This window comes from Xanthomonas sacchari, from assembly GCF_024266585.1.
Lineage (GTDB): Bacteria > Pseudomonadota > Gammaproteobacteria > Xanthomonadales > Xanthomonadaceae > Xanthomonas_A > Xanthomonas_A sacchari_C.
Genome location: NZ_CP100647.1, coordinates 1530838 through 1553559 on the forward strand (window position 1 = coordinate 1530838; position 22722 = coordinate 1553559).

Genomic DNA, 22722 nt, shown 5'->3' on the forward strand with positions numbered 1-22722 from the left:
GAGTGGGGGTGGCTTTAGCGTTGGCGAGCGAAGCGGTGCGCGCACCGATGGCGCACTGCGTCGGGACTGAAGTCCCTCCCACAGTGCCCCAGCCAGCTCGCCGCAAGCCCCTGTGGGAGCGGCTTCAGCCGCGGCGAGCGAAGCGGTGTAATTTCCGATGGCGCACTGCGTCTGGACTGAAGTCCCTCCCACAGTGCCCCAGCCAGCTCGCCGCAAGCCCCTGTGGGAGCGGCTTCAGCCGCGACGAGCGAAGCGGTGCGCTCGCCGATGGCGTACTGCGTCGGGACTGAAGTCCCTCCCACAGTGCCTCGGGCAACTCGCCGCAAGCCCCTGTGGGAGCGGCTTCAGCCGCGACGAGCGAAGCGGTGCGCTCGCCGATGGCGTACTGCGTCGGGACTGAAGTCCCTCCCACAGTGCCTCAGGCAACTCGCCGCAAGCCCCTGTGGGACCGGCTTCAGCCGCGACGAGCGAAGCGGTGCGCTCACCGATGGTGCACTGCGTCGGGACTGAAGTCCCTCCCACAGTGCCTCAGCCAGCTCGCCACAAGCCCCTGTGGGAGCGGCTTTAGCCGCGACGAGCGAAGCGGTGCGCTCACCGATGGCGCACTGCGTCGGGACTGAAGTCCCTCCCACAGTGCCCCAGGCAGCTCGCCGCAAGCCCCTGTGGGAGCGGCTTCAGCCGCGACGAGCGAAGCGGTCCGCTCGCCGATGGCGCACTGCGTCGGGACTGAAGTCCCTCCCACAGTGCCTCAGGCAACTCGCCGCAAGCCCCTGTGGGAGCGGCTTCAGCCGCGACGAGCGAAGCGGTCCGCTCGCCGATGACGCACTGCGTCGGGACTGAAGTCCCTCCCACAGTGCCCCAGGCAGCTCGCCGCAAGCCCCTGTGGGAGCGGCTTCAGCCGCGACGAACGCAGCGCTGTGCTTTCCGACGACGCGATGGGTCGGGCCGAAGCCTCCTTGTCGTGCATCCGGCTGACGCGCCGCCATGGCGTGACGACGCGGCTGCATCCCCGCGTCGCCACGACGACGCTTACGGCAGCCCGGCCAGCCAGTCGTCGTCGCTGCCTTCGTTGATGTCGGCGAACAGCGGCGTGGAGAAGTAGCGCTCGCCGGTGTCCGGCAGCATTGCCAGGATCACCGCACCGGGCGCGGCGGTCTCGGCCACGCGCAGCGCGGTGGCGACCGTGCCGCCGCCGGAGATGCCGGTGAAGATGCCTTCCTCGGCGGCGAGGCGGCGCGACACCGCGATGGCGTCGGCGTCGTCCACGCTCAGCACTTCGTCGTAGACCTCGCGGTTGAGCACTTCGGGCACGAAGTCCGGGGTCCAGCCCTGGATCTTGTGCGGCTTCCACTCCTGGCCCTGCAGCAGGGCCGCGCCGGCCGGCTCGGTGGCGGTGATGCGCACCTCCGGGCGGGCCAGCCGCAGCACTTCGCCGACGCCGGTAAGGGTGCCGCCGGTGCCCCAGCCGCTGACGAAATGGTCGAGCCGGCGGCCGGCGAAGTCGCGCAGGATCTCCGCGGCGGTGGTGCTGCGGTGATAGGCCGGGTTGGCCGGGTTGGCGAACTGCCGGGCCAGGAACCAGCCGTGCTGCTTGGCCAGTTCCTCGGCCTTGCGCACCATGCCGCTGCCGCGCTCGGCAGCCGGGGTCAGGATCACCTTGGCGCCGTAGGCGCGCATCAGCTTGCGGCGCTCGATCGAGAAGGTCTCCACCATCGTCGCCACGAACTTGTAGCCGCGCGCGGCGGCGACCATCGCCAGCGCCACGCCGGTGTTGCCCGAGGTCGCCTCGACGATGGTGTCGCCGGGCTTGAGCAGGCCGCGCGCCTCGGCGTCGAGCACGATCGCCAGGGCCAGGCGGTCCTTGACCGAGCCGCCGGGATTGAAAGCCTCGACCTTGACGTACAGGTCCACGTGCGCCGGGGCCAGGCGCTGCAGCTTGACGATCGGGGTGTGGCCGATGGTGTCGAGGATGTTGTCGTAGATGGCCATGCGCAATGTCTCCGGGAAGAAGGCGGGTCAGGCGGCGTGGGCCAGGGTAGGCGCCGCCGGCGTCGGGGAAGGTGAGGACGGCGCGCGCAGCGGCGCGGCGCCGAACCAGTGCAGGGTGTCGGCCAGCGCGGCCACCTCGCCGAGGATCAGCAGCGCCGGCGCACGTACCGCATGCGCGCGGGCGGTGTCGGGCAGGTCGGCGAGGGTGCCGAGCACCACCCGCTGTTCCGCGCGCGAGCCGTTCTCCACCAGCGCGAACGGCGTGCTGGCGGCACGGCCGGCGGCGAGCAGGCGCGTGCGCACCGTGTCCAGGCCGGCCACGCCCATGTACACCGCCAGGGTCTGCCGCTCCTGCGCCAGCGCCGCCCAGTCCAGGGTGTCCAGCGAGGCCTTGCAGTGCGCGGTGACCAGGCGCAGCGATTGCGCGTGGTCGCGATGGGTCAGCGGGATGCCGGCATAGGCGGCGCAGGCCAGCGCCGCGGTGATGCCGGGCACCACGGCGTAGTCGACGTCGTGGGCGCGCAGGTATTCCAGTTCCTCGCCGCCGCGGCCGAACACGAACGGGTCGCCGCCCTTCAGCCGCACCACCCGGCGCCCGCGCCGCGCGTGCTCCAGCAGCAGGGCATGGATCCGGTCCTGGGCCACGCTGTGGCCATCGGCCGACTTGCCGACGGCGATGCGCTCGGTGCCGGCCGGCAGCAACTGCAGGATCGCGGCGCTGACCAGGCGATCGTGCAGGACCACGTCGGCCTGGCGCAGGGCCTGCAGCGCGTGGCCGGTGAGCAGGCCGGGATCGCCGGGGCCGGCGCCGACCAGGGTCACGCTGCCGGGGCGCAGCGGCAGCGCCTGGCCCGCGGCGGCCTCGCCGGCATCATCGGGGGGCGCGACCGCGGATGCCGGCTCGGCCGGCACGGCCTGCGCCAATACGCGCCGGGTGGCGGCGGCCTGCAGCGCCTGCCGGTTGGCCGCCGGATCCTCGCTGGCGGCGAACAGGAACCACACGCTCTCCAGCCAGGCGCTGTCGAACGCATCGCGCAGCCAGGCCAGCCGGCCCTGTGCGGCCAGCGCGTGCAAGGCCGGGGTCAGGGTCGGGGCCGCCACCCGCGGCACCGCACCGGCGGCCAGCAGCGCCTGCACCTGGCGCTCGGCGGCCGCACCGCCGCCGATCACCAATACGGCCCGGTCGCGCAGGTCCGGATACAGGGCAATCGGGGCAGGGCTCACAGGGACGGCTCGCAACGCGGGGAAGGGCGGAGCGACGACCGTAGCGCCGGCTCATAGCCCCAGGAAATGACTTCATACCCAAGACAGATAGCTTTCGGTTATAAGGTGGAAGGCCGAATTCCACTACAGTCGAGCGTCCCGCCAGGCGGCGCCTCGCCCTCGTCCCGATGACGCTGACCCAACTCCGCTACCTCGTCGCCATTGCCGATGCCGATCTGAACATCACCCTGGCGGCGGCGCGCGTGCATGCCACCCAGCCAGGGCTGTCCAAGCAGCTCAAGCAACTGGAGGACGAACTGGGCTTCCTGCTGTTCGTGCGCAAAGGCCGCAGCCTGGAGACGGTGACGCCGGCCGGGCGCGAGGTCATCGAACGCGCGCGGGCGGTGCTGGCCGAGGCCAACAACATCCGCACCTACGCGGCCAACCAGCGCCGCGAGAGCCAGGGCCAGCTGACCCTGACCACCACCCACACCCAGGCGCGCTTCGTGCTGCCGCCGGCGGTGGCGCAGATCAAGCAGGCCTACCCGCAGGTCAGCGTGCACCTGCAGCAGGCCGCCGAGAGCGCGGCGCTGGACCTGCTCAGCCAGGGCGATGCCGACATCGCCATCGTCAGCACCGCCGGCAGCGCGCCGGCCGCCGGCATCGCCGTGCCGCTGTACCGCTGGCGGCGGCTGGTGCTGGTGCCGCGCGGGCATGCGCTGGACGTGCCCAAGCGGGTGCCGGACATGGCCGCGCTGGCGGCGCAGCCGCTGATCAGCTACGAATCCTCGACCCGCGCCGGCTCCTCGCTGCAGCGCGCCTTCGGCCGGCTCGGGCTGGAGCCGCGGATCGCGCTGACCGCGCTGGACGCGGACCTGATCAAGACCTACGTGCGCACCGGGCTGGGCGTGGGCCTGCTCGCGGAAATGGCGGTCAGCGCCAACGACACCGACCTGCGCGCCTGGCCGGCGCCGCCGGAGATTCCCGAATGCATCGCCTGGGCGGTGTTGCCGCGCGACCGGGTGCTGCGCGACTACGCGCTGGAACTGGTGCACGTGCTGGCGCCGCAGATCGACACCCGCGACCTGCGCCGGGTGATGGAAGGCAACCAGCAGCCGGACTGGCCGGCGCCGCCGAGTTGGGAGGCGTTGACCCAGACCATTACCAGTTAGAAGCTGGGAGTCGGGAATCGGGATTGGGGAATCGCGACAGCGGCGCGCCGTGCTCGATGCGCCGATCGGCTTCAGGCAGATGTCGGAACAAAAGACGCGTGGGCAACGACACCGCGGCCTGTACTGGATGCTGGAAGGAAGACCTCGCAGCGACGTGGCCGCTTGGCGCGACTGAGCAGACCATCGCTGGCTAAGGCGCGCAGCGCGATAAAGCCGGGAGTCGGGAATCGGGATTGGGGAATCGCAACAGCGGCGCGCCGCGATTGATGCGCCGATTGGCTTCAGACAGGCGTCCGAGCAAAAGACGCGTGGGCAACGACTGCGCGGCCTGTACTGGATGCTGGAAGGAAGACTACGCAGCGACGTGGCCGCTTGGCGTGGCTGAGCAGACCATCACTGGTTAAGGCGCGCAGCGCGATGAAGCTGGGAGTCGGGAATCGGGATTGGGGAATCGCGACAGCGGCGTTCCGTGCTCGATGCGCCGATCGGCTTCAGGCAGATGTCGGAACAAAAGACGCGTGGGCAACGACACCGCGGTCTGTACTGGAATTGCTGGAACGAAGACCACGCAACGACGTGGCCGCTTGGCGCGGCAGGGCCGCGTGCGTTGCCGTCGCCCCAGCCGCCCCCTATCATGCGGCCCGCTCTGCCACCCGGCAGACCGCGCCCCTGGACGTGCCGGCGGCTGCCGGCCATGCGCCGTCGCTGCGGCCGGTGTCTCGCGCGCGTCGACTTTCCCAACGCAAGGACGCCCGATGCATCCTGTTCTCCAGCACAACCTGTTCTTCGTCAAGGAACAGGTCGGCATGTTCAAGGCCGCCAACAACTACGACGTGTTCGATCCGCACAGCAACCGCAAGCTGCTGGAATGCCGCGAGCCGAACCTGGGCGTGTTCACCAGGATCTTTCGTTTCAGCGACTACAAGCGCATGACCCCGTTCCATGTGGAAGTGCGCACCCCGGACGGACAGAAGGTGCTGACGGTCAAGCGCGGATTCTCGCTGTTCCTGTCCACGGTCGAGGTGCTGGACGAGCACGACCGGCGCGTGGGTTCCTTCAGCCAGAAGTTCTTCTCCATCGGCGGCAAGTTCGATGTGCTCGATGCCCAGGGCGCGCCGGTGTGCACCCTGCGCGGCAAGTGGACCAGCTGGGATTTCCGCTTCGTGCAGGGCGAGCGCGAACTGGCGCAGGTGGCCAAGAAGTGGGCCGGGCTGGGCAAGGAGCTGTTCACCAGTGCCGACAACTACATGCTGGCGATCGCCGACAGCGTGCCGGCCGAGGATCCGCGGCGGATCCTGATCATGGCGGCGGTGCTGTGTATCGACATGGTGTTGAAGGAATGATGGGGGTGAAGCCGGGATTGGGGAATCGGGATTGGGGAATCGCAAAAGCTGGATTCCTGCGGCTGCTGCAACCCGGCTCCTCACGCTGAGCGGGAGGGGACGTTGTGGGAGGGACTTCAGTCCCGACTGCAGGCTGCAGGAAGACTCCGGTACTTCACTGGTTGCCCGGTAGGAGCGGCTTCAGTCGCGACCGGCCTGCCTGTAGCGCATCGCCTCGGCGCGCTCCGCCGCCGTGCCGGCGACGCTCCCTTCTCCCCCCGGGAGAAGCTGCCCCGAAGGGGCGGATGAGGGGCGGGCGGCCGCGGCCGCCCGGCTCAGGCGTTCGCTGCCGCCGGCAGCAGCACGCTGAAGCGGGTGCCCTGGCCCGGCTGGCTGCGCACTTCGACGCTGCAGCCCAGGGTCTCGGCGGCGCGGCGCACGATCCACAGGCCCAGGCCGAGGCCGTCGCTGCGCGGGTCGGCCTGTTGGAAGGCCTGGAACAGCGTGCGCAGGCCATCTTCGTCCATGCCGATGCCGCGGTCGATGATCTCCACCGCCACGCGGTCGCCACGGCGCCGGCAGCCGATCAGCACCTTGCCCTGCGCGGTGTACTTGACCGCGTTGCCGAGCAGATTGCCGAGCAACGTGGACAGCAAGGGCGCGCTGCTGCGCACGCGCAGGGAGGTCGCCACGCTGCGCAGCTGCACGCCCTTGGCCACGGCCTGCGGCTGCCAGGTCGCCAGGATCGGCGCCAGCACGTCGGCCAGGGCCAGGTTCTGCAGCGCCGGCAGGCGCAGTTCGCCGGCGGCGGCGTTGGTGGCGAGCTGGTCGAGCCCGCTGGCGACCTGGTTCAGGGCGACGCGTGCGGTCTCCAGCGGGCCATCCAGCGTGGCGTCGTGCTGGCGCTGCAGCTTGCTCAGCGCGTAGGACGCGGTGCGCAGCGGTGTCTTCAGGTCGTGGCCGGCGATGGCCATCAGGCGGGTGCGGTAGTGGTTGGACTCCTGCGCCAGGTACAGCGCCTTGCGCAGTTCCAGTTGGCCCATCGCCTGCCGCGCCAGCGCGCGCAGCGCTTCGATCTGCTCGTAGCTGAGCTGGCGCGGGCGCCGGTCGAGCACGCACACGGTGCCCAGGGCCAGGCCATCGGAGGTCTTCAGCAGCGCGCCGGCGTAGAAGTGCAGGCGCATGTCGCCGGTGACCAGCGGGTTGCAGGCGAAGCGCGGATCCTCGCGGGTGTCCGGCACCAGCAGCAGGTCGTCCTCGAGCAGGGCATGCGCGCACAGCGAGGTCGCCAGCGGCGTTTCGCGCGTGCCCAGCCCGATCTCGCTCTTGAACCACTGGCGCTCGCTGTCGATCAGGTTGACCACCGCGATCGGCGCCTGGCAGATCAGCGCCGCCAGCCGGGTGATGTCGTCGAACGCCGGCTCGCGCGGCGTGTCCAGGATCGCGTAGCTGTGCAGCGCGTCCAGGCGCAGCGCTTCGTTGCGTGGCTTGGCCGCGCAGTAGACCGGGTCGGCGGCGGGTTCGGCAGTGGACATGCAGCGCGACTCGGGCAGGAAGGCGCGCAGTTTATGGCAACTGTCACGGTTTTTGCCGACGCCGCGTTCACGCCGCGCTCGCGTGGGTTGCACCCGCGCTTAGCGAACCCGACGCGGCGGCAGGCCGCGCCGCGGTTCAGCCGACCCAGCGGCCCTGGGCGTCGACCAAGGGCGTGCCGTCTTCCTTGGCGAAGGCGCCGCGCTGCGGCGACGGCAGGATGTCCAGCACGGTTTCCGACGGCCGGCACAGGCGCGTGCCCAGCGGCGTGACCACGATCGGCCGGTTGAGCAGGATCGGATGCTGCAGCATGGCGTCCAGCAACGCGTCCTCGCCCAGCGTCGGGTCGTCCAGTCCCAGCTCGGCATACGGCGTGCCCTTCTGCCGGATCAACGCGCGCAGCGGCAGCCCGCTGGCCGCCGCCAGCGCCTGCAGGGTGGCGCGGTCCGGCGGCGTCTTCAGGTACTCGATCACGGTGGGCTCGACGCCGCTGTTGCGGATCAGCCCCAGCACGTTGCGCGAGGTGCCGCAGGCGGGGTTGTGGTAGAGGGTGATGGTGGGCATCGGGGCGGTCGTCGAAGGAAAAGAGGGCGGTGCATCGCGGTGGCGGGCATCGCCGGCCGCGTGGCCGCCCATGGTTCGGTATCCGCGGCCTGCGCACAAGCCAGGGTCGCGCCGGGCGTGCAGCGCCTGGGCGGCGCACTTCCGCTCATCGGCTGCACGTCGCCCCGCGCCCGCCGTCCCGGATCGCGCGGCGCGCGTGCCTTGCGGGCTGGCACCTGGCGCCGTGCCTTGCGGCGGCCGGGGACGCGCCGCGCGCCGCGTCGCACGCTCTAGAATGCGCGGATGTTCCGTCTCCGCCAGCCGTCATCGCCCTGGGCCGCGCTCGCCGCGCTGGCGCTCGGCCTGTTGCTGCTGGCGCCGCCGATCAGCCAGTGGCGGCAGGCGCAGGCTGCAGCGACGGGATTGCAGGACCAGGCGCTGTGCAGCGGCGGCGGCCTGCGCCTTTCGGGGCTGGCCGGCGCCGCGCTGGCGGCGCATGGCGGACACCACGACGATGCCGGCCTGGCGCACGCGCCGGCCTGCGATTACTGCCTGCTCGCCGCGCGGCTGCTGCCGTGGGTGGCGCTGTTGCTGGCGCTGCTGCCCTGGCGGTGTCCGCCGGCGCCGGTGGCGGCGCTGCGTTCCCGCGTCGTCTCGGCCATCCCGCGCCGTGCACACCCGGCACGCGGGCCCCCGCTGCGCTCCTGATCCACGGGTTGTCGTTTCCGTGCCGCGGCGCCGCTGCGGCATGTCCTCGTGCCGATGGAGTTCCACCACCATGATCCGTTTTCCTGCCATGCCGCCCGTGGCGGCGTGCTGCTGCGTGTGTGTCGCAGCGGCCGCGCCCGTCCATGCCGCCGATGCACCCCCGGGCGCCACCGGCGATTCCGTACTGACCCTGGGCAAGGTCCAGGCCACCTCGCCGCTCGCCGCCGGTTCCAGCGCGCGCAGCGTGTTCAGTTCCGTCGACATCCTCGGCGGCGATCTGCTGCAGGACCAGCACGTGGACTACAGCTGGGAACTGTTGATGCGCGCGCCCGGCGTGCAGGTGACGCAGTTCAAGATGGGCACCGACGCCGGGCGTTTTTCCTTCCGCGGCTTCAACGGCGAAGGTCGGGTCAATGCGGTCAAGCTGCTGATCGACGGCGTGCCCAGCAACGACAACGCCGGCGCCATGCCGTACCTGGATGCGGTGTTCCCGCTGGACATCGCCGCGATCGAGATCGTGCGCGGCACCAACGACCCGCGCTACGGCCTGAACGCGATCGCCGGCGACGTCGACGTGCTGACCCGCAGCGGCGGCAACGACGGCCGCGCCAGCGTCACCGTCGGCAGCTTCGGCACCCGCGAGGTGCAGGCGACGCAGGGCATCGAACGCGGCGCCTGGAGCCAGAACTACGTCGCCGCCTGGCGCGACAGCGACGGCTACCGCGACCATGCCGACGCGCGCAAGCATGCGTTCTCCGGCAAGTGGTTCTATACCGATCCGGACGGGCGTTGGCGCGCCGGGCTCAGCGCGCGCGATTACCGCAACACGGCGCTGGAGGCGGGGTACCTGGACTACGCCACGGCGCAGCGCGCACCGCGCAGCTCCCCCGATTACGCGCGCGACGATCGCAGCCAGCGCCACACCACGCAGGTGTCGCTGCATCTGGATGCGCGGCTGGCCGACAGCGTGCAGGGCAGCGCCAAGGCGTATTGGAACCGCTACGACAATCAGCGCTGGGTGCGCTTCACCGCCGCCGGCGCGCAGCAGGAGCGCGACACCGACGAGCGCCAGCGCGGCGTGCTGGCCAGGCTCAGCTGGCGCCCGGCGCTGGCCCGCGCCGACGCCTTCGCGCTGGAGGGCGGGGTCGACGCGCAGTGGCAGGACAACGTCTCGCAGCGCTACCGCACGGTGGCGCGGGTGCGCACCGCGCCGCTGCGCGACTGGGACTTCGATCTGCACACCGAAGGCGCCTACGTGCAGGCGGTGCTGCGCCCGACCGCGCGCCTGCAACTGGTGCCGGGCTACCGGGTGGATCGGGTCGGCGGGCAGTTCCGCGACGTCGCCAGCGGCGCGCGCTATCCCACCTACGCCTACGGCACGATCCGCCAACCCAAGTTCAGCGCGGTGTATGCGCTGACCGCGCAGGCCAGCCTGTATGCCAACATCGGCCGCACCTTCCAGATCGGCAGCGGCAACGGCGCCTACCGCACCCAGGCGCGCAACCTGGCGCCGTCGTTCAACGATGGCTGGGAGACCGGCCTCAAGTTCGCCGGCGCGCAACAGCGCTGGGACGCACGCCTGGCCTACTGGGAACAGCGCGCCTCCGACGAGGTGGCCACCATCCTCGGCGTGAACGGCAGCGTCGGCACCGGCGAGGTCGGCAACGTCGGCAAGACCTTGCGCCGCGGCTGGGATGCGCAACTGAACCTGCGTCCGGATGAGCGCTGGACGCTGTGGCTGGCCTATTCCCGGCAACGCGCGCTGATCGTCACGCCGGATCCGAGCGCGCCGGCCACCCGCGGCAAGGAGATCGAGAACGTGCCGCACTACCTGGCCACCGCCGGTGTCGACTGGCAGGCCACGCCGCGGCTGACGCTGTCGGCCTGGGGCAATGCGCAGGGCGACTACTACGTGGAGCGCAGCAACACCCTGGGCCGCTACGGCGGCTATGCGCTGGCCAACCTCGGTGCGACCTGGCAATGGCGCGCGCAGCGCGCGCTGTCGCTGCAACTGAAGAACCTGACCGACCGGCACTACGTCTACGCCTGGTACGACAGCGGGTCTTCCGGCTACTCGCCCGGCGACGGCCGCGCGCTGTACGCCACGCTGAGCTGGGGCTGGTGATGGCCACGCATACCCTCGCGGCCACTGCGGCGCCGGCACGCTTCTACCGCGCGGTGTGGCGCTGGCATTTCTACGCCGGCCTGCTGGTGCTGCCGCTGTTGGTGTGGCTGGCGCTGACCGGCGCGGCCTTCGTCTACCAGCAGCCGATCGACGGCTATTTCCACCGCGCGCTGAAGACCGTGGCGGTGCCGGAGCACACGCAGGCGCTGGCGCCGCAGCGGCTGCTGCAGGCGGCGCTGGCCGCGCAGCCGGGCCAGGCGCTGCGCTACACCACGCCGCCGCGGCGCGATGCCTCGGCGGAAGTGACCATCGTCACCGCCGACGGTCGCCATGAGGTCGTGTACGTGGATCCGTACCGCGCACGGGTGCTGGGCCAGTTGCCCGAGCACGGAACCGTGGCCTGGACGATCCGCCGCCTGCACAGCCTGGACTACGTCGGCTGGTTCGCCAACGCGATGATCGAGGTGGCCGCCGGCTGGGCGATCCTGCTGGTGCTGACCGGGGTGTACCTGTGGTGGCCGCGCGGGCGCCGCGGCGGCGTGACCACGGTGCGCGGGCGGCCGGCGCAGCGCGTGTTCTGGCGCGACCTGCATGCGCTCACCGGCAGCGTGGTCGGCGCGGCGCTGCTGTTCCTGGCGCTGACCGGGATGCCGTGGTCGTGGTTCTGGGGCGCGCAGGTCAACCGCCTGGCCAATGGGCATCACTACGGCTATCCGTCCGGGCTACGGGTGGACGTGCCGATGTCGACGCAGCGGCTGAGCGACAGCGAAGTGCCGGCGTGGTCGTTGCGGCAGGCGCGCCTGCCGCAGTCGTCGCTACCGGCCGCGGACCCGCATGCGGCGCACGACGGCCACGGCGAACACGGCGAACACGGCGGCATGGCCGACATGCCGGACGCCGCGCCGGCGGCGGGCGCGATCGGCCTGGATGCGGCGGTGACGCGGTTTGCGGCGCGCGGCATCGCGCCGGGCTACAGCGTGGCGCTGCCGCGCGGCGCGCGCGGGGTCTATACCGCCTCGGTGTATCCGCCCGACCTTGCGCAGCAGCGGGTGATCCATCTGGACCAATACAGCGGCCAGGTGCTGCTGGACATGCGCTACGCCGACTACGGCCCGCTGGCCAAGGCGCTGGAGTGGGGTATCAACGTGCACCTGGGCCAGGAGTACGGCGTGCTCAACCAGCTCGTGCTGATCGGCGCCTGCCTGGGCATCGTGCTGCTGTGCGTGAGCGCGGCGGTGATGTGGTGGAAGCGGCGCCCGCAGGGCGGGCTCGGCGTGCCGCCGTTGCCGGCGGACCGGCGCACGCTGCGCGGCGTGGTCGCGCTGCTGGCGCTGGGCGGGCTGCTGTTTCCGCTGGTGGGGCTGTCCTTGCTGCTGATGCTGGCGCTGGACTGGATGCTGGTGCTGCGGCGCGAGCCCGCGGTGGGGGCTTAGGACGTCAGTGCTGGAATTCACTGTGATTCTGTGGCGATAAGCGACGCCATCGGTGCATCCGACTTGGCTGCAGTCGGGACTGAAGTCCCTCCCACAAGAAGGTGCACGTGGTCGGCGCTGGGGTCAGGGCTTGCACAGGAGACACGGGGCTGCGCTCCTACGAAGGCCGAGCGCGTGCTTGAGCGCGTCACAGATCCTCGTGGATCCCGCACTCGCGCTTGAGGCCGAAGAAGCGCGTGTCTTCGTCGCGCATGCCCGGTTCCCAGCGGCGGGTGGTGTGGAAATCGCCGATGGAGACGTAGCCCTGTTCCCACAGCGGGTGATAGGGCAGGTCGTGCTGCTGCATGTATTGCCACAGGTCGCGATCACTCCAGTCGGCGATCGGGTTGATCTTGTAGCGGTCGCCGCGCTTCTGCACGAACGGGGTCTGCGCGCGGCTGTCGGACTGGCTGCGGCGCAGGCCGGTGAACCAGGTGCCGACCTTCAGTTCGTCCAGGGCGCGGCGCATCGGCTCGACCTTGCGCAGGTTGTTGTACTGCTCGATGCCGACCATGCCCTGTTCCCACAGGCGGCCGTGGCGCGCTTCCATCCAGGCGCGGCTGACCAGCGGACGGTAGATCTTGAGATTGAGCTTGAGCCGCTCGGTGAGCGCGTCGGCGAAGCGGTAGGTCTCGGCGAACAGGTAGCCGGTGTCGATCAGGATCACCGGGATGTCCGGGCGCTGCCGGGTCAGCAGGTGCAAGGTGGCTGCCGATTGCGCGCCGAAGCTGGACGACAGCGCCGCTTCGGCCGGGCCGTGCTGCAACGCCCAGGCCACGCGCTCCGGCGCGGACAGCGTCGCCAGCAGCGCATTGGCGGCATCGAGATCCAGGGCTGGCACCGGTGCGTTGGCGGAGGCGTTTTGGGAGGCGGCGGGCAAAGCGCTCATGCGTGCAGTTCCGACGGAAGCAGGTGACGGTGGGTGGGATAGGCGGGCAGGGCGACCAGGCCGGTGCGGTGCAGGAAGTCGCCGAAGCGCTCGTCCTCGTCCCGCTCGTGGGCGTAGCGCGCGAACAGCGGCTCGAGCGCGGCGAGGATCTCCGGCTCGGCGATGTTCTCGCGGTACAGGGTATTCAGGCGCTGGCCGCGGTGGTCGCCGCCGAGCATCAGGTTGTAGCGGCCCGGCGCCTTGCCGACCAAGGCGATCTCGGCCAGGTACGGCCGCGAGCAGCCGTTCGGGCAGCCGGAGATGCGCAGCAGGATCGGCGCGTCCTCCAGGCCGTGGCGGGCCAGCAACGGATGCAGTCGTGCGGCGAAGGCCGGCAGGTAGCGTTCGGCCTCGGCCATCGCCAGGCCGCAGGTGGGCAGCGCCACGCAGGCCATCGCCGCGCGCGCCAGCGCGGTCGGCGCGCGGTTGCCGGCATCCAGCGCATGCGCGCGCACCAGCGCGTCGATCGTCTCGCGCTGCGCGGCGGGGATGCCGGCGATCACCAGGTTCTGGTTGGCGGTCATGCGGAAGTGCGCGCCGTCGCCGGCGTCGCGGAGTTGCGCGGCGATGGCGCGCAGGCCGCTCAGGTGCTGCGCGCCATCGGCGTGGTCGGCGATGCGCCCGGCCGGCAGCGACAGGGTCAGGTGCCAGCGGCCGTCCTCGCCGGCGTGCCAGCCCTCGCGGTCGCCGTTGTGCTCGAAGGTGACGTCGCGCGTCGCCTGCAGGCGCACGCCGGCGCGGCGCTCGATCTCCGCCACCACTGTCTCCAGGCCGTGGTCGTCGATGGTGTACTTGAAGCGCGCGCGCTTGCGCACGGTGCGGTTGCCCAGGTCGCGCTGGGTGGTGACCACCGCGGTGGCGACGTCGAGCAGTTGCGCGCGGTCGATGAAACCGATCACGTTGGCCACGCGCGGGTAGGTCTCCGCATCGCCATGGCTGGCGCCCATGCCGCCGCCGATGCTGACGTTGTAGCCGGCCAGCGTGCCGTCGGCGTCGAGCACGCCGATGAAGCCCAGGTCGTTGGCGAACACGTCGACGTCGTTGACCGGCGGCAGCGCGAAGCCGATCTTGAACTTGCGCGGCAGGTAAGCGTTGCCGTAGATCGGCTCGTCCTCCTGGCCGCTGCCGGCGACCCGCTCCTCGTCCAGCCAGATTTCGTAGTAGGCGCGGGTGTTGGGCAGCAGGTGTTCGGACACGCGCGCGGCATCGGCGTAGAGCGTGGCGTGCGCCTGCGAGGCCAGCGGGTTGGCGGCGACCTGCACGTTGCGATTGACGTCGCCGCAGGCGGCGAGGGTGTCGATCAGCGCGGCGTTGATCGCCTGCATGGTCGCCTTCAGCTCGCGCTTGATCACCCCGTGGAACTGGAACGCCTGGCGCGTGGTCACGCGCAGCGAGTGGTTGCCGTAGGTGGTGGCGATGGCGTCGAGCTTGAGCCACTGCGCCGGATCGACCACCCCGCCCGGGGTGCGCGTGCGGATCATGAACTGGTAGGCCGGCTCCAGCTTCTGCCGGCGCCGCTCCTCGCGCAGGTCGCGGTCGTCCTGCTGGTAGCTGCCGTGGTACTTGATCAGGGTCTGGTCGTCCTCGCGCAGCGCCCCGGTGACCGGATCGGCCAGGCTCTGCAGCAGCGACCCGCGCAAGCGCTGGCTGTTGTGCTTGATGTCTTCGACGGAGTGGGACATTGGGGAGGAATCGAGAATGGGGAATGGGGAATGGCAGGGCGGCGGCGTCGGGTTACGGAACGCCTGTCGGAGCCGGCTGTTCCCGATTCCCGATTCCCGTTTCCCCACTCCCGGCTTCAATACACATCGCGCGCATACCGCCCCTCCTGCTGCAACTGGCTGAGGTAGGCCGCGGCGTCCTCGGGGCTGCGGGCGCCGTGTTCGGCGACGATCTGCAGCAGGGTGGCGTGCACGTCCTTGCCCATGGCGATGGCGCCGCACACGTACAGGTGCGCGCCGTTCTGCAGCCAGTCGTAGACCGCGCGGCCGTGTTCGCGCAGGCGCTGCTGCACGTAGATCTTGGACGGCGCGGCGGTGCCGCGCAGCGGCTGCACGTCGCGCGAGAACGCCAGGTCCAGCCGGTGCAGTTCGCCGCTGCGCAGCGCCTGTTGCCATTCGGCCTGGTAGAGGAAGTCGCGGTTGAAGTGGCGGGCGCCGAAGAACAGCCAGTTGCGGCCGCTGGCGCCGCTCTCGGCGCGCTCCTGGACGAAGCCGCGGAACGGCGCCACGCCGGTGCCGGGGCCGATCATCAGGATGTCGCGGCTGCCGTCGACCGGAACCCGGAAGCGTTCGTTGGGTTCGATGTAGACGGGCGCGCTGTCGCCTTCGGCCAGCGCGGCCAGGTAGCCGCTGGCGGCACCGCCGTGGGCATGGCCGTGGGCGTCGTAGGCCAGCACGTCGACGGTGAGGTGGGCCTCGTCGCCGACCCGCTTGCGACTGGAGGCGATCGAGTACAGGCGCGGGACCATTGGTCGCAGCGCCTGCAGCAGCGCAGCGTGGTCCCAATCCGCCGGCCAGCGACGCAGCACGTCGATCACTTGGTGATCGGCGAGCAACGCCGCCAGGCCGGCGGTCTGGGTGGGGGCGAGCAACTCGGCCAGCGCCGCGGCGCCGGCGCGTTCGGCCACCGCGGCGAGCAACGGGCGCGAGGCCCGGGTCAGTTCGCGATGGCCGGCGAGCCACTCGTGCAGGGACAGAGTCTGCCCATCGGCAGTGAGTTCGACGTGACCGTCCAGTCGCGTCGCGGTCAACACCGCCTCGACCAGCGCGGGCGAATTGCGATGGCGCACGCCCAGGGCGTCGCCGGGTTCGTAGTGCAGGCCGCTGCCGGCCAGCGACAGTTCCAGGTGGCGCACGTCCTTGTCGGCCTGGCCGTGCGCGGCGTAGCGCGGTCCCTTGAAGTCGCGGCCGCTGATCGCCTGGTTCGCCACGACCTCGGCGGCGAACGGCTGGGTGCGGCTCCAGGTCGCCGCGGCGGCGCCACGCAGCGGCGTCACCGTGGCCGACGGCGTCGCGGGCGTGCGGCCCAGGATGTCGCGTGCCTGCGCCAGCGCCTGTGCGCGCCACGGCGCCGCCACCGTCTCGATCTCCAGGTCGGCCTCGCCCAGCGGCAGCAGCCGCTGCGCGCCGAGCTCGGCCAGGCGCGCGTCCAGGCGCCGGGCGATGCCGCAGAAGTCGGCGTAGCTGGAATCGCCCAGGCCGAGCACGGCGTACTGCAACTGCGGCAGCTTCGGCGCGCGCCGGCCCTGCAGGAACTCGACGAAGCCGATCGCATCGTCCGGTGGGTCGCCCTCGCCCTGGGTGCTGATGACCACGTACAGCAGGCGTTCGTTGCCCAGCTCGCGGGTGGGATAGGCGTCGGCGCGCAGCAGGCGCACCGCCAGCCCGGCCGCCTCGGCCTCGGCGGCCACCTGTTCGGCGGCGCGGCGCGCATTGCCGGTCTGGCTGCCGTAGACAATCGTCAGCTGCGGTGCGGGCGCGGGCGCGGGCGCCGCGGCGGCGCCGGCGACCACGGCCAGGGCCGGCATCGCCGGGCCCTGCGCCTGGGCCAGGCCGGCGGCGTAGCCGGACAGCCACCACAGGCCGGCCGCGTCCAGGCCCTCCACGGTCCGCGCCAGCAGTGCCTTGCGCTCCTCGGGCAAGGGGCTGGGCGGCAACGCGGGTGAGGCGGCGGTCATGGCCGGTCCGGGAATGAGGAAGGGATGACCGATGTTAGGGATTCGTTGGGCGCCACAGAAAGGAACAGGGGTTATCGGCTCATGCCCTGGGCTTATTTCTGTGGCCGGTAGACGCCGCGCACACTGCCGCCCCGATCGCCGCGACCGCTGTTACGCTTCGGTCCGATCTCCTACCGCCTGCCGCCGTCTCGATGAGTTCGTCCCCCCTGTCCCACCTCGACCGCCTCGAGGCCGAGAGCATCCACATCCTGCGCGAGGTCGCCGCCGAGTTCCGCAACCCGGTGCTGCTGTATTCGGTGGGCAAGGACAGCTCGGTGCTGCTGCACCTGCTGCTCAAGGCGTTCGCGCCGGCGCCGCCGCCGATCCCGCTGCTGCACGTGGATACGCGCTGGAAGTTCCGCGAGATGATCGCCTTCCGCGATCGCCGCGCCGCCGAGACCGGGGTGGAGCTGCGCGTGCACATCAATCCCGATGGTGTCGCCCAGGACGTCGGCCCGTTCAGCCACGGCGCCAGCGTGCATACCGACGTGATGAAGACCCAGGCGCTGAAACAGGCGCTGGACCTGTGGAAGTTCGATGCGGCCATCGGCGGCGCGCGCCGCGACGAGGAGAAGGCGCGGGCCAAGGAGCGGGTGTTCTCGTTCCGCAACGCGCACCACCGCTGGGATCCGAAACAGCAGCGTCCGGAGTTGTGGAACCTGTACAACCCGCGGATCCATCCCGGCGAGAGCGTGCGCGTGTTCCCGCTATCCAACTGGACCGAGCTGGACATCTGGCTGTACATCTACCGCGAGGCGATTCCGGTGGTGCCGCTGTACTTCGCCGCCGAACGCCCGGTGGTGGAGCGCGACGGCGCGCTGATCATGGTCGACGACGCGCGCCTGCCGCTGCGTCCCGGCGAAACCCCGCAACTGCGGCGCGTGCGCTTCCGCACCCTCGGCTGCTACCCGCTGACAGGCGCGATCGAATCGCAGGCCGACACCCTGGAGACGATCATCGCCGAGATGCTGCAGGCCACCACCTCCGAACGCCAGGGCCGGATCATCGACCAGGACCCGGGCGCGTCGATGGAGCAGAAGAAGGTGGAGGGGTATTTCTGATGGGCCGGGATTCGAGAGTCGGGAATCGGGAATCGCAAGTGCCAAAGCAAGCATCGCAGCCACTGGACGCGTCGCAGGAGACCGCTGTTTCCATTCCCGATTCCCCAGTCCCCATTCCCGCAGGCGGCGACGCCGTCGCCGCCTACCTGCAGCAACACGAACACAAGCCGCTGCTGCGCTTCATCACCTGCGGCAGCGTCGACGACGGCAAGAGCACGCTGATCGGGCGCTTGCTGTACGACAGCAAGCGGCTGTTCGACGACCAACTGGCCGCGCTCGGCGCCGACAGCAAGCGCCACGGCACCCGCGGCGGTGCGATCGACTATGCGTTGCTGCTGGATGGCCTGGCCGCCGAGCGCGAGCAGGGCATCACCATCGACGTGGCCTACCGCTACTTCGATACCGACCGGCGCAAGTTCATCGTCGCTGACTGCCCCGGGCATGCGCAGTACACCCGCAACATGGCCACCGGCGCCTCCACCGCCGACGTGGCGGTGGTGCTGGTCGATGCCGCCAAGGGCGTGCTCACCCAGACCCGCCGGCACAGCTACATCGTCGCGCTGTTGGGCATCCGCCACGTGGTGCTGGCGGTCAACAAGATGGACCTGGTCGACTTCGCGCAGGACACGTTCGAGGCGATCGTCGCCGAGTACCGCGCGCTCGCCGCGCAGCTGGGCATCGCGAACGTGCAGTGCATCCCGCTGTCGGCGCTGGAGGGCGACAACCTGTCGCAGCGCTCGGCGCGCACGCCCTGGTATGCCGGTCCGGCGCTGCTCGAACATCTGGAGGAGGTGCAGCTGGACGCGCGCGGCGGCGACAGCGGCCTGCGCCTGCCGGTGCAGTGGGTCAACCGCCCGCACGCGCAGTTCCGCGGCTTCGCCGGCACCGTGGCCGCCGGCGCGGTGCAGCCCGGCGATGCGGTGGTGGTGCTGCCGTCGGCGCGGCGCGCGCAGGTCGCGCAGGTGCTGGTCGGCGCCACGCCGGTGCCGCGGGCGGTGGCCGGACAGGCGGTGACGCTGACCCTGACCGAGGAAATCGACATCAGCCGCGGCGACGTGATCGCTGCCGCCGGCGATCCGCCGGAAGTGGCCGACCAGTTCGCCGCGCACGTGCTGTGGATGGACGATGCCGCGCTGCTGCCCGGCCGCCCGTACTGGCTGAAGATCGGCGCGCGCACCGTGGCCGCCAGCGTCACCGAGATCAAGCACCGCATCGACGTCAACACGCAGGAGCGGCTGGCGGCCAAGCGGCTGGAACTCAACGAGGTCGGCTACTGCAACCTGGCGCTGGACCAGCCGATCGCCTTCGCCCCGTACGCGCAGGACCGCACGCTCGGCGGCTTCATCCTGATCGACCGCCACAGCAACGCCACCGTCGCCGCCGGCACCCTGGATTTCGCGCTGCGCCGCGCCGGCAACGTGCACTGGCAGCACCTGGACGTGGACAAGGCCGCACGCGCGCGGATCAAGGGACAGACGCCGAAGGTGCTGTGGTTCACCGGCCTGTCCGGCGCCGGCAAGTCGACCATCGCCAACCTGGTCGACAAGCGCCTGCACGCGCTGGGCTACCACACTTTCATCCTCGACGGCGACAACGTCCGCCATGGCCTCAACCGCGACCTGGGCTTCACCGCCGAGGACCGGGTCGAGAACATCCGCCGCGTCGCCGAAGTGGCCAAGTTGATGACCGACGCCGGCCTGATCGTGCTGGTCAGCTTCATCTCGCCGTTCCGCGCCGAGCGGCAACTGGCGCGCGAGCGCTTCGGCGAGGGCGAATTCCTCGAGGTGTTCGTCGACGTGCCGCTGCCGGTGGCCGAGGCGCGCGACGTCAAGGGCCTGTACGCCAAGGCCCGCGCCGGCCTGATTCCGAACTTCACCGGCATCGATTCGCCGTACGAGGCGCCGGAGCGGCCGGAGCTGCACCTGCAGGCCGACGGCGACAACGTCGAAGCGCTGGCCGCGCAGGTGCTGGCGGCGCTGGGGCTGCAGGACTGAGACAGGATCGCGGCGGTGCAACTGCCGCGGCCGCTGTCGATCGCCTCGCCGCGCCACCGCACAGCTACCGTAGGAGCGGCGTCAGCCGCGACCGGGCATTCCCGGTGCAGCCCGGTCGCGGCTGAAGCCGCTGCTACGAGAACTCGCGGGCCTGCTGGCGTCGTCACGTGACAGTCGCTGCCGCGCATGCTTAAGTCGTCGCCCTCCTCACCGGCGAAGGCTCCTTCATGCCAGTTCTGTCCCGTCGCATGCTGTTCTCCGTTCTCGCGCTGTGCTGCGGCGCGGCCTGCGCGCAGGCGCCCGATGCGGTGCCGACCGGGCGCCTGCCGGGCTGGGCGGTTCCCGAACACTATGCGCTGGACCTGAAGATCGACCCGGAGCGCAGCGGCTTCGATGGCACCGCCACCGTGCGCGTGCGCCTGCAGCGCGCGTCCGACCATCTGTGGTTGCACGGCAAGGAATTGCAGGTGAGCAAGGCCACCGTGCGCACCGCCGAGGGTGCCTCTTTCCCGGTGCGCTACACCCAGGCCGACGCGCAGGCCGGCGTGGCCCGCATCGCGTTCGGGCGCACCCTGCAGCCGCAGGAGCTGACCCTGACCATCGCCTACACGGCGCCGTTCAACCAGCAGTTGCAGGGCCTGTACCAGGTCAAGGCGCAGGGGCGCGCCTATGCGCTGACGCAGATGGAGCCGATCAGCGCGCGCTACGCCTTTCCCGGCTTCGACGAGCCGGCGCTGAAGACCCCATTCGCGCTGCGCCTGACCGTGCCCGAGGGCGAGCAGGCGCTGGCCAATACCCGTGCCGTGTCGACCGAACCGGCCGGCAAGGGCTGGAAGACCGTGCGCTTTGCCGAGACCGTGCCGCTGCCGACCTACCTGGTGGCCTATGCGGTCGGGCCGTGGGACGTGGTCGACGGGCCGGCGTTGCCGGCCACGCCGCAGCGCCCGCAGTCGATCCCGCTGTGCGGCGTGGCCGCGCACGGGCAGGGGCCGCGCATCCAGCGCGCGCTGCAGCAGACGCCGGCGATCATCGCCGCGCTGGAGGACTACTACGACTTCGGCTATCCGTTCGACAAGCTGGACCTGGTGGCCGCGCCGGACTTCTCCGCCGGCGCGATGGAGAACCCCGGCTTGGTCACCTTCCGCGACTGGCTGTTGTTGCTCGACGACGCGTCGCCGCGGCACAACGTCGAAGGCTCGTTCAACGTCACCGCGCACGAACTGGCGCACCAGTGGACCGGCGACACGGTGACCATGGCCTGGTGGGACGACCTGTGGCTCAACGAGGCCTTCGCCACCTGGATGCAGCAGAAGATCACCATGCGCCTGCGTCCGCAGTACCGCGCCGACCTGGACCGCATCCGTGCCGCGCAGGACGCGATGGACAACGACAGCCTGGTCAGCGCGCGCAAGATCCGCCAGCCGATCACCGGCAACGGCGACATCGAGACCGCTTTCGACAGCATCACCTATCGCAAGGGCGCCGCGGTGCTGGGCATGTTCGAGCAGTTCGTCGGCGAGGACACCTTCCGCCGCGGCATGCGCACCTACATCCGCGCGCACCGTTTCGGCAACGCCACCGCCGACGACCTGGTCGATGCCATCGCCAGCGCGGCCGGCAAGGGCGAGGACTTCAAGGCCGCGTTCCGCAGCTTCCTCGATCAGCCGGGCGTGCCCTCCCTGCAGGCACGCTTGCAGCCGGAAGCGGGCGCTGCGGTGCTGCAACTGCATCAGCAGCGCTTCCTGCCGCTGGGCTCGCGCGGCAACGCCGCGCAGACCTGGGGTGTGCCGGTATGCGTCAAGTACGGCACGCGCCAGGGCGTGCGCCGCGCCTGCCAGATGCTGTCCGCCAGCGACGGCCGCCTCGCGCTCGCCGGCGCCGATGCCGACAGCTGGGTGATGCCCAACGCCGGCGGCACCGGCTACTACCGCTTCAGCCTGCCCAAGCCGCAGTTGGCCGCACTCGGCCGCCACCTCGATGCGCTCGACGATGCGGAGAAACTGGCCTACGCGGACGCGATCGACAGCGCCTTCCGCACCGGCGAGGCCGACACCGCCGAGGTGATCGCGGCGATGCAACAGCTGGCGCCGGCCAAGGCCACGGCGGTGGCCACCGCGCTGAACGAGCGCATCGGCTGGATCTGGCGGGTGCTGGCGCGCGACGACGCGCAGCGCGCGATGCTGCGCCAGGCCACCGAGGCCGCGTTCGGCGCGCGCCTGCAGGCGCTGGGCGATCAACGCCGTGCCGGCGACAGCGACGACGACGTGGCGTTGCGCTCCAGCCTGGCCGAGCTGCTCGGGGTGACCATGGGCGTGCCGGCGGTGCGCCAGGCCTTGCTGGCCCAGGGCGATGCGGTGCTGGCCGGCAAGGACGGCGCGCTGGCGTTCGCCGCCGCCAACCCGGATCTGCTCGGCGCGGCGCTGACCGTGGCGGTGCAGGAGCGCGGTGCGCCGGCGGTGGAGGCGCTGATCGCGGCGCTGCGCCGCCATGGCGAGCCGGCGCAGCGCAACGCGATGATCGCCGCACTCGGCGCCGTGCGCGATCCGCAGCAGTTGCAGAAGGTGCGCGATTTCGCCCTGACCGATGCGATCAAGGTCGGCGAGATGAACCGCCTGCTGATGGGCGCGCATGCCGAGCCGGCCACGCATGCCTCGATGTGGCCCTGGTATACCGCCCACTTCGATCGCATCGTGGCGCGCTCCGGGTCCTTCGACGGCGGCCGCTTGCCGGCGCTGGGGGCCTCCGGCGGCTGCGACCCGGCTGAAGCCGATCGGCTGGAGGCGTTCTTCACGCCGCGCCTGCAGGCGCTCAGCGGCGCCGACCGCGGCCTGGCGCAGACCGCCGAAACGATTCGCCTGTGCAGTGCGCTGAAAGCCCGGCAAAGCGCCGCGTTCCCGCCGCGCTGAGCGCGACGGCGGCGCCGGCACCGGCGACGCTGTGCTTGCCATGCCGGC

At 71.1% G+C, this 22722-nt stretch carries 15 protein-coding genes; 8 read left to right on the forward strand and 7 right to left on the reverse strand.

The features are described from left to right. Positions 1–1029 precede the first annotated feature (1029 nt). Entirely contained in the window at positions 1030–1989 is a 960-nt protein-coding gene (gene cysK / locus NKJ47_RS06245) for a cysteine synthase A (protein ID WP_254460641.1), read from the reverse strand. Positions 1990–2016: 27 nt separating this feature from the next. Continuing rightward, positions 2017–3213, reverse strand: coding sequence for a uroporphyrinogen-III C-methyltransferase (cobA, locus tag NKJ47_RS06250; RefSeq protein WP_254460642.1), 1197 nt, complete (start codon positions 3211–3213; stop codon positions 2017–2019). A gap of 167 nt (positions 3214–3380) precedes the next feature. On the opposite strand from cobA, the gene NKJ47_RS06255 reads away from it, so the two are divergent. Both NKJ47_RS06255 and NKJ47_RS06260 read left to right on the forward strand, forming a co-directional pair. Further along, positions 3381–4364, forward strand: coding sequence for a LysR family transcriptional regulator (locus NKJ47_RS06255; RefSeq protein ID WP_254460643.1), 984 nt, complete (start codon positions 3381–3383; stop codon positions 4362–4364). A gap of 755 nt (positions 4365–5119) precedes the next feature. Continuing rightward, the gene (locus tag NKJ47_RS06260) at positions 5120–5707 is read left to right on the forward strand and encodes a phospholipid scramblase family protein (RefSeq protein ID WP_254460644.1); all 588 of its coding nucleotides are present in this window, start codon (positions 5120–5122) and stop codon (positions 5705–5707) included. A 314-nt stretch (positions 5708–6021) separates the two neighbouring features. Here NKJ47_RS06260 and NKJ47_RS06265 read toward each other — a convergent pair whose 3' ends face one another. Together NKJ47_RS06265 and arsC are read right to left on the reverse strand one after the other, a co-directional pair. Then, complete coding sequence (locus tag NKJ47_RS06265) at positions 6022–7221, reverse strand: GAF domain-containing sensor histidine kinase (protein WP_254460645.1); 1200 nt, start codon at positions 7219–7221, stop codon at positions 6022–6024. A 136-nt stretch (positions 7222–7357) separates the two neighbouring features. After that, the gene (gene arsC / locus NKJ47_RS06270; protein ID WP_254460646.1) at positions 7358–7783 is read right to left on the reverse strand and encodes an arsenate reductase (glutaredoxin); all 426 of its coding nucleotides are present in this window, start codon (positions 7781–7783) and stop codon (positions 7358–7360) included. Between the two features lie 282 nt (positions 7784–8065). Here arsC and NKJ47_RS06275 point away from each other — a divergent pair, with 282 nt between their 5' ends. The 3 genes from NKJ47_RS06275 to NKJ47_RS06285 all read left to right on the forward strand — a co-directional run bounded on the left by NKJ47_RS06275 (position 8066) and on the right by NKJ47_RS06285 (position 12028). Next, complete coding sequence (locus tag NKJ47_RS06275; protein ID WP_254460647.1) at positions 8066–8470, forward strand: DUF2946 family protein; 405 nt, start codon at positions 8066–8068, stop codon at positions 8468–8470. 70 nt (positions 8471–8540) lie between these two features. Then, on the forward strand, positions 8541–10595 hold the full coding sequence (locus tag NKJ47_RS06280) for a TonB-dependent receptor (RefSeq protein ID WP_254460648.1): 2055 nt from the start codon (positions 8541–8543) through the stop codon (positions 10593–10595). Continuing rightward, positions 10595–12028, forward strand: coding sequence for a PepSY-associated TM helix domain-containing protein (locus NKJ47_RS06285; protein ID WP_254460649.1), 1434 nt, complete (start codon positions 10595–10597; stop codon positions 12026–12028). The genes NKJ47_RS06280 and NKJ47_RS06285 overlap by 1 nt, the downstream gene beginning before the upstream one ends. A gap of 187 nt (positions 12029–12215) precedes the next feature. Here the strand turns inward: NKJ47_RS06285 and NKJ47_RS06290 are convergent, their stop codons facing one another. From NKJ47_RS06290 to NKJ47_RS06300, 3 genes are all read right to left on the reverse strand, one after another. Then, entirely contained in the window at positions 12216–12956 is a 741-nt protein-coding gene (locus tag NKJ47_RS06290; protein WP_254460650.1) for a phosphoadenylyl-sulfate reductase, read from the reverse strand. Continuing rightward, a complete protein-coding gene (gene cysI, locus NKJ47_RS06295; RefSeq protein ID WP_254460651.1) occupies positions 12953–14677 on the reverse strand; it encodes an assimilatory sulfite reductase (NADPH) hemoprotein subunit in 1725 nt (574 codons plus the stop codon). Before cysI ends, NKJ47_RS06290 begins: the two co-directional genes overlap by 4 nt. 116 nt (positions 14678–14793) lie before the next feature. Continuing rightward, the gene (locus NKJ47_RS06300; RefSeq protein ID WP_254460652.1) at positions 14794–16674 is read right to left on the reverse strand and encodes an assimilatory sulfite reductase (NADPH) flavoprotein subunit; all 1881 of its coding nucleotides are present in this window, start codon (positions 16672–16674) and stop codon (positions 14794–14796) included. Between the two features lie 191 nt (positions 16675–16865). Between NKJ47_RS06300 and cysD the strand changes: the two genes are divergently transcribed. From cysD to NKJ47_RS06315, 3 genes are all read left to right on the forward strand, one after another. After that, complete coding sequence (gene cysD / locus NKJ47_RS06305) at positions 16866–17774, forward strand: sulfate adenylyltransferase subunit CysD (RefSeq protein ID WP_254460653.1); 909 nt, start codon at positions 16866–16868, stop codon at positions 17772–17774. After that, complete coding sequence (cysN, locus tag NKJ47_RS06310) at positions 17774–19768, forward strand: sulfate adenylyltransferase subunit CysN (RefSeq protein WP_254460654.1); 1995 nt, start codon at positions 17774–17776, stop codon at positions 19766–19768. Before cysD ends, cysN begins: the two co-directional genes overlap by 1 nt. Positions 19769–19995: 227 nt before the next feature. Next, positions 19996–22674: a M1 family metallopeptidase gene (locus tag NKJ47_RS06315; protein WP_254460655.1), complete on the forward strand. Its 2679-nt coding sequence runs from the start codon at positions 19996–19998 to the stop codon at positions 22672–22674. The last annotated feature ends 48 nt before the right edge of the window (positions 22675–22722 follow it).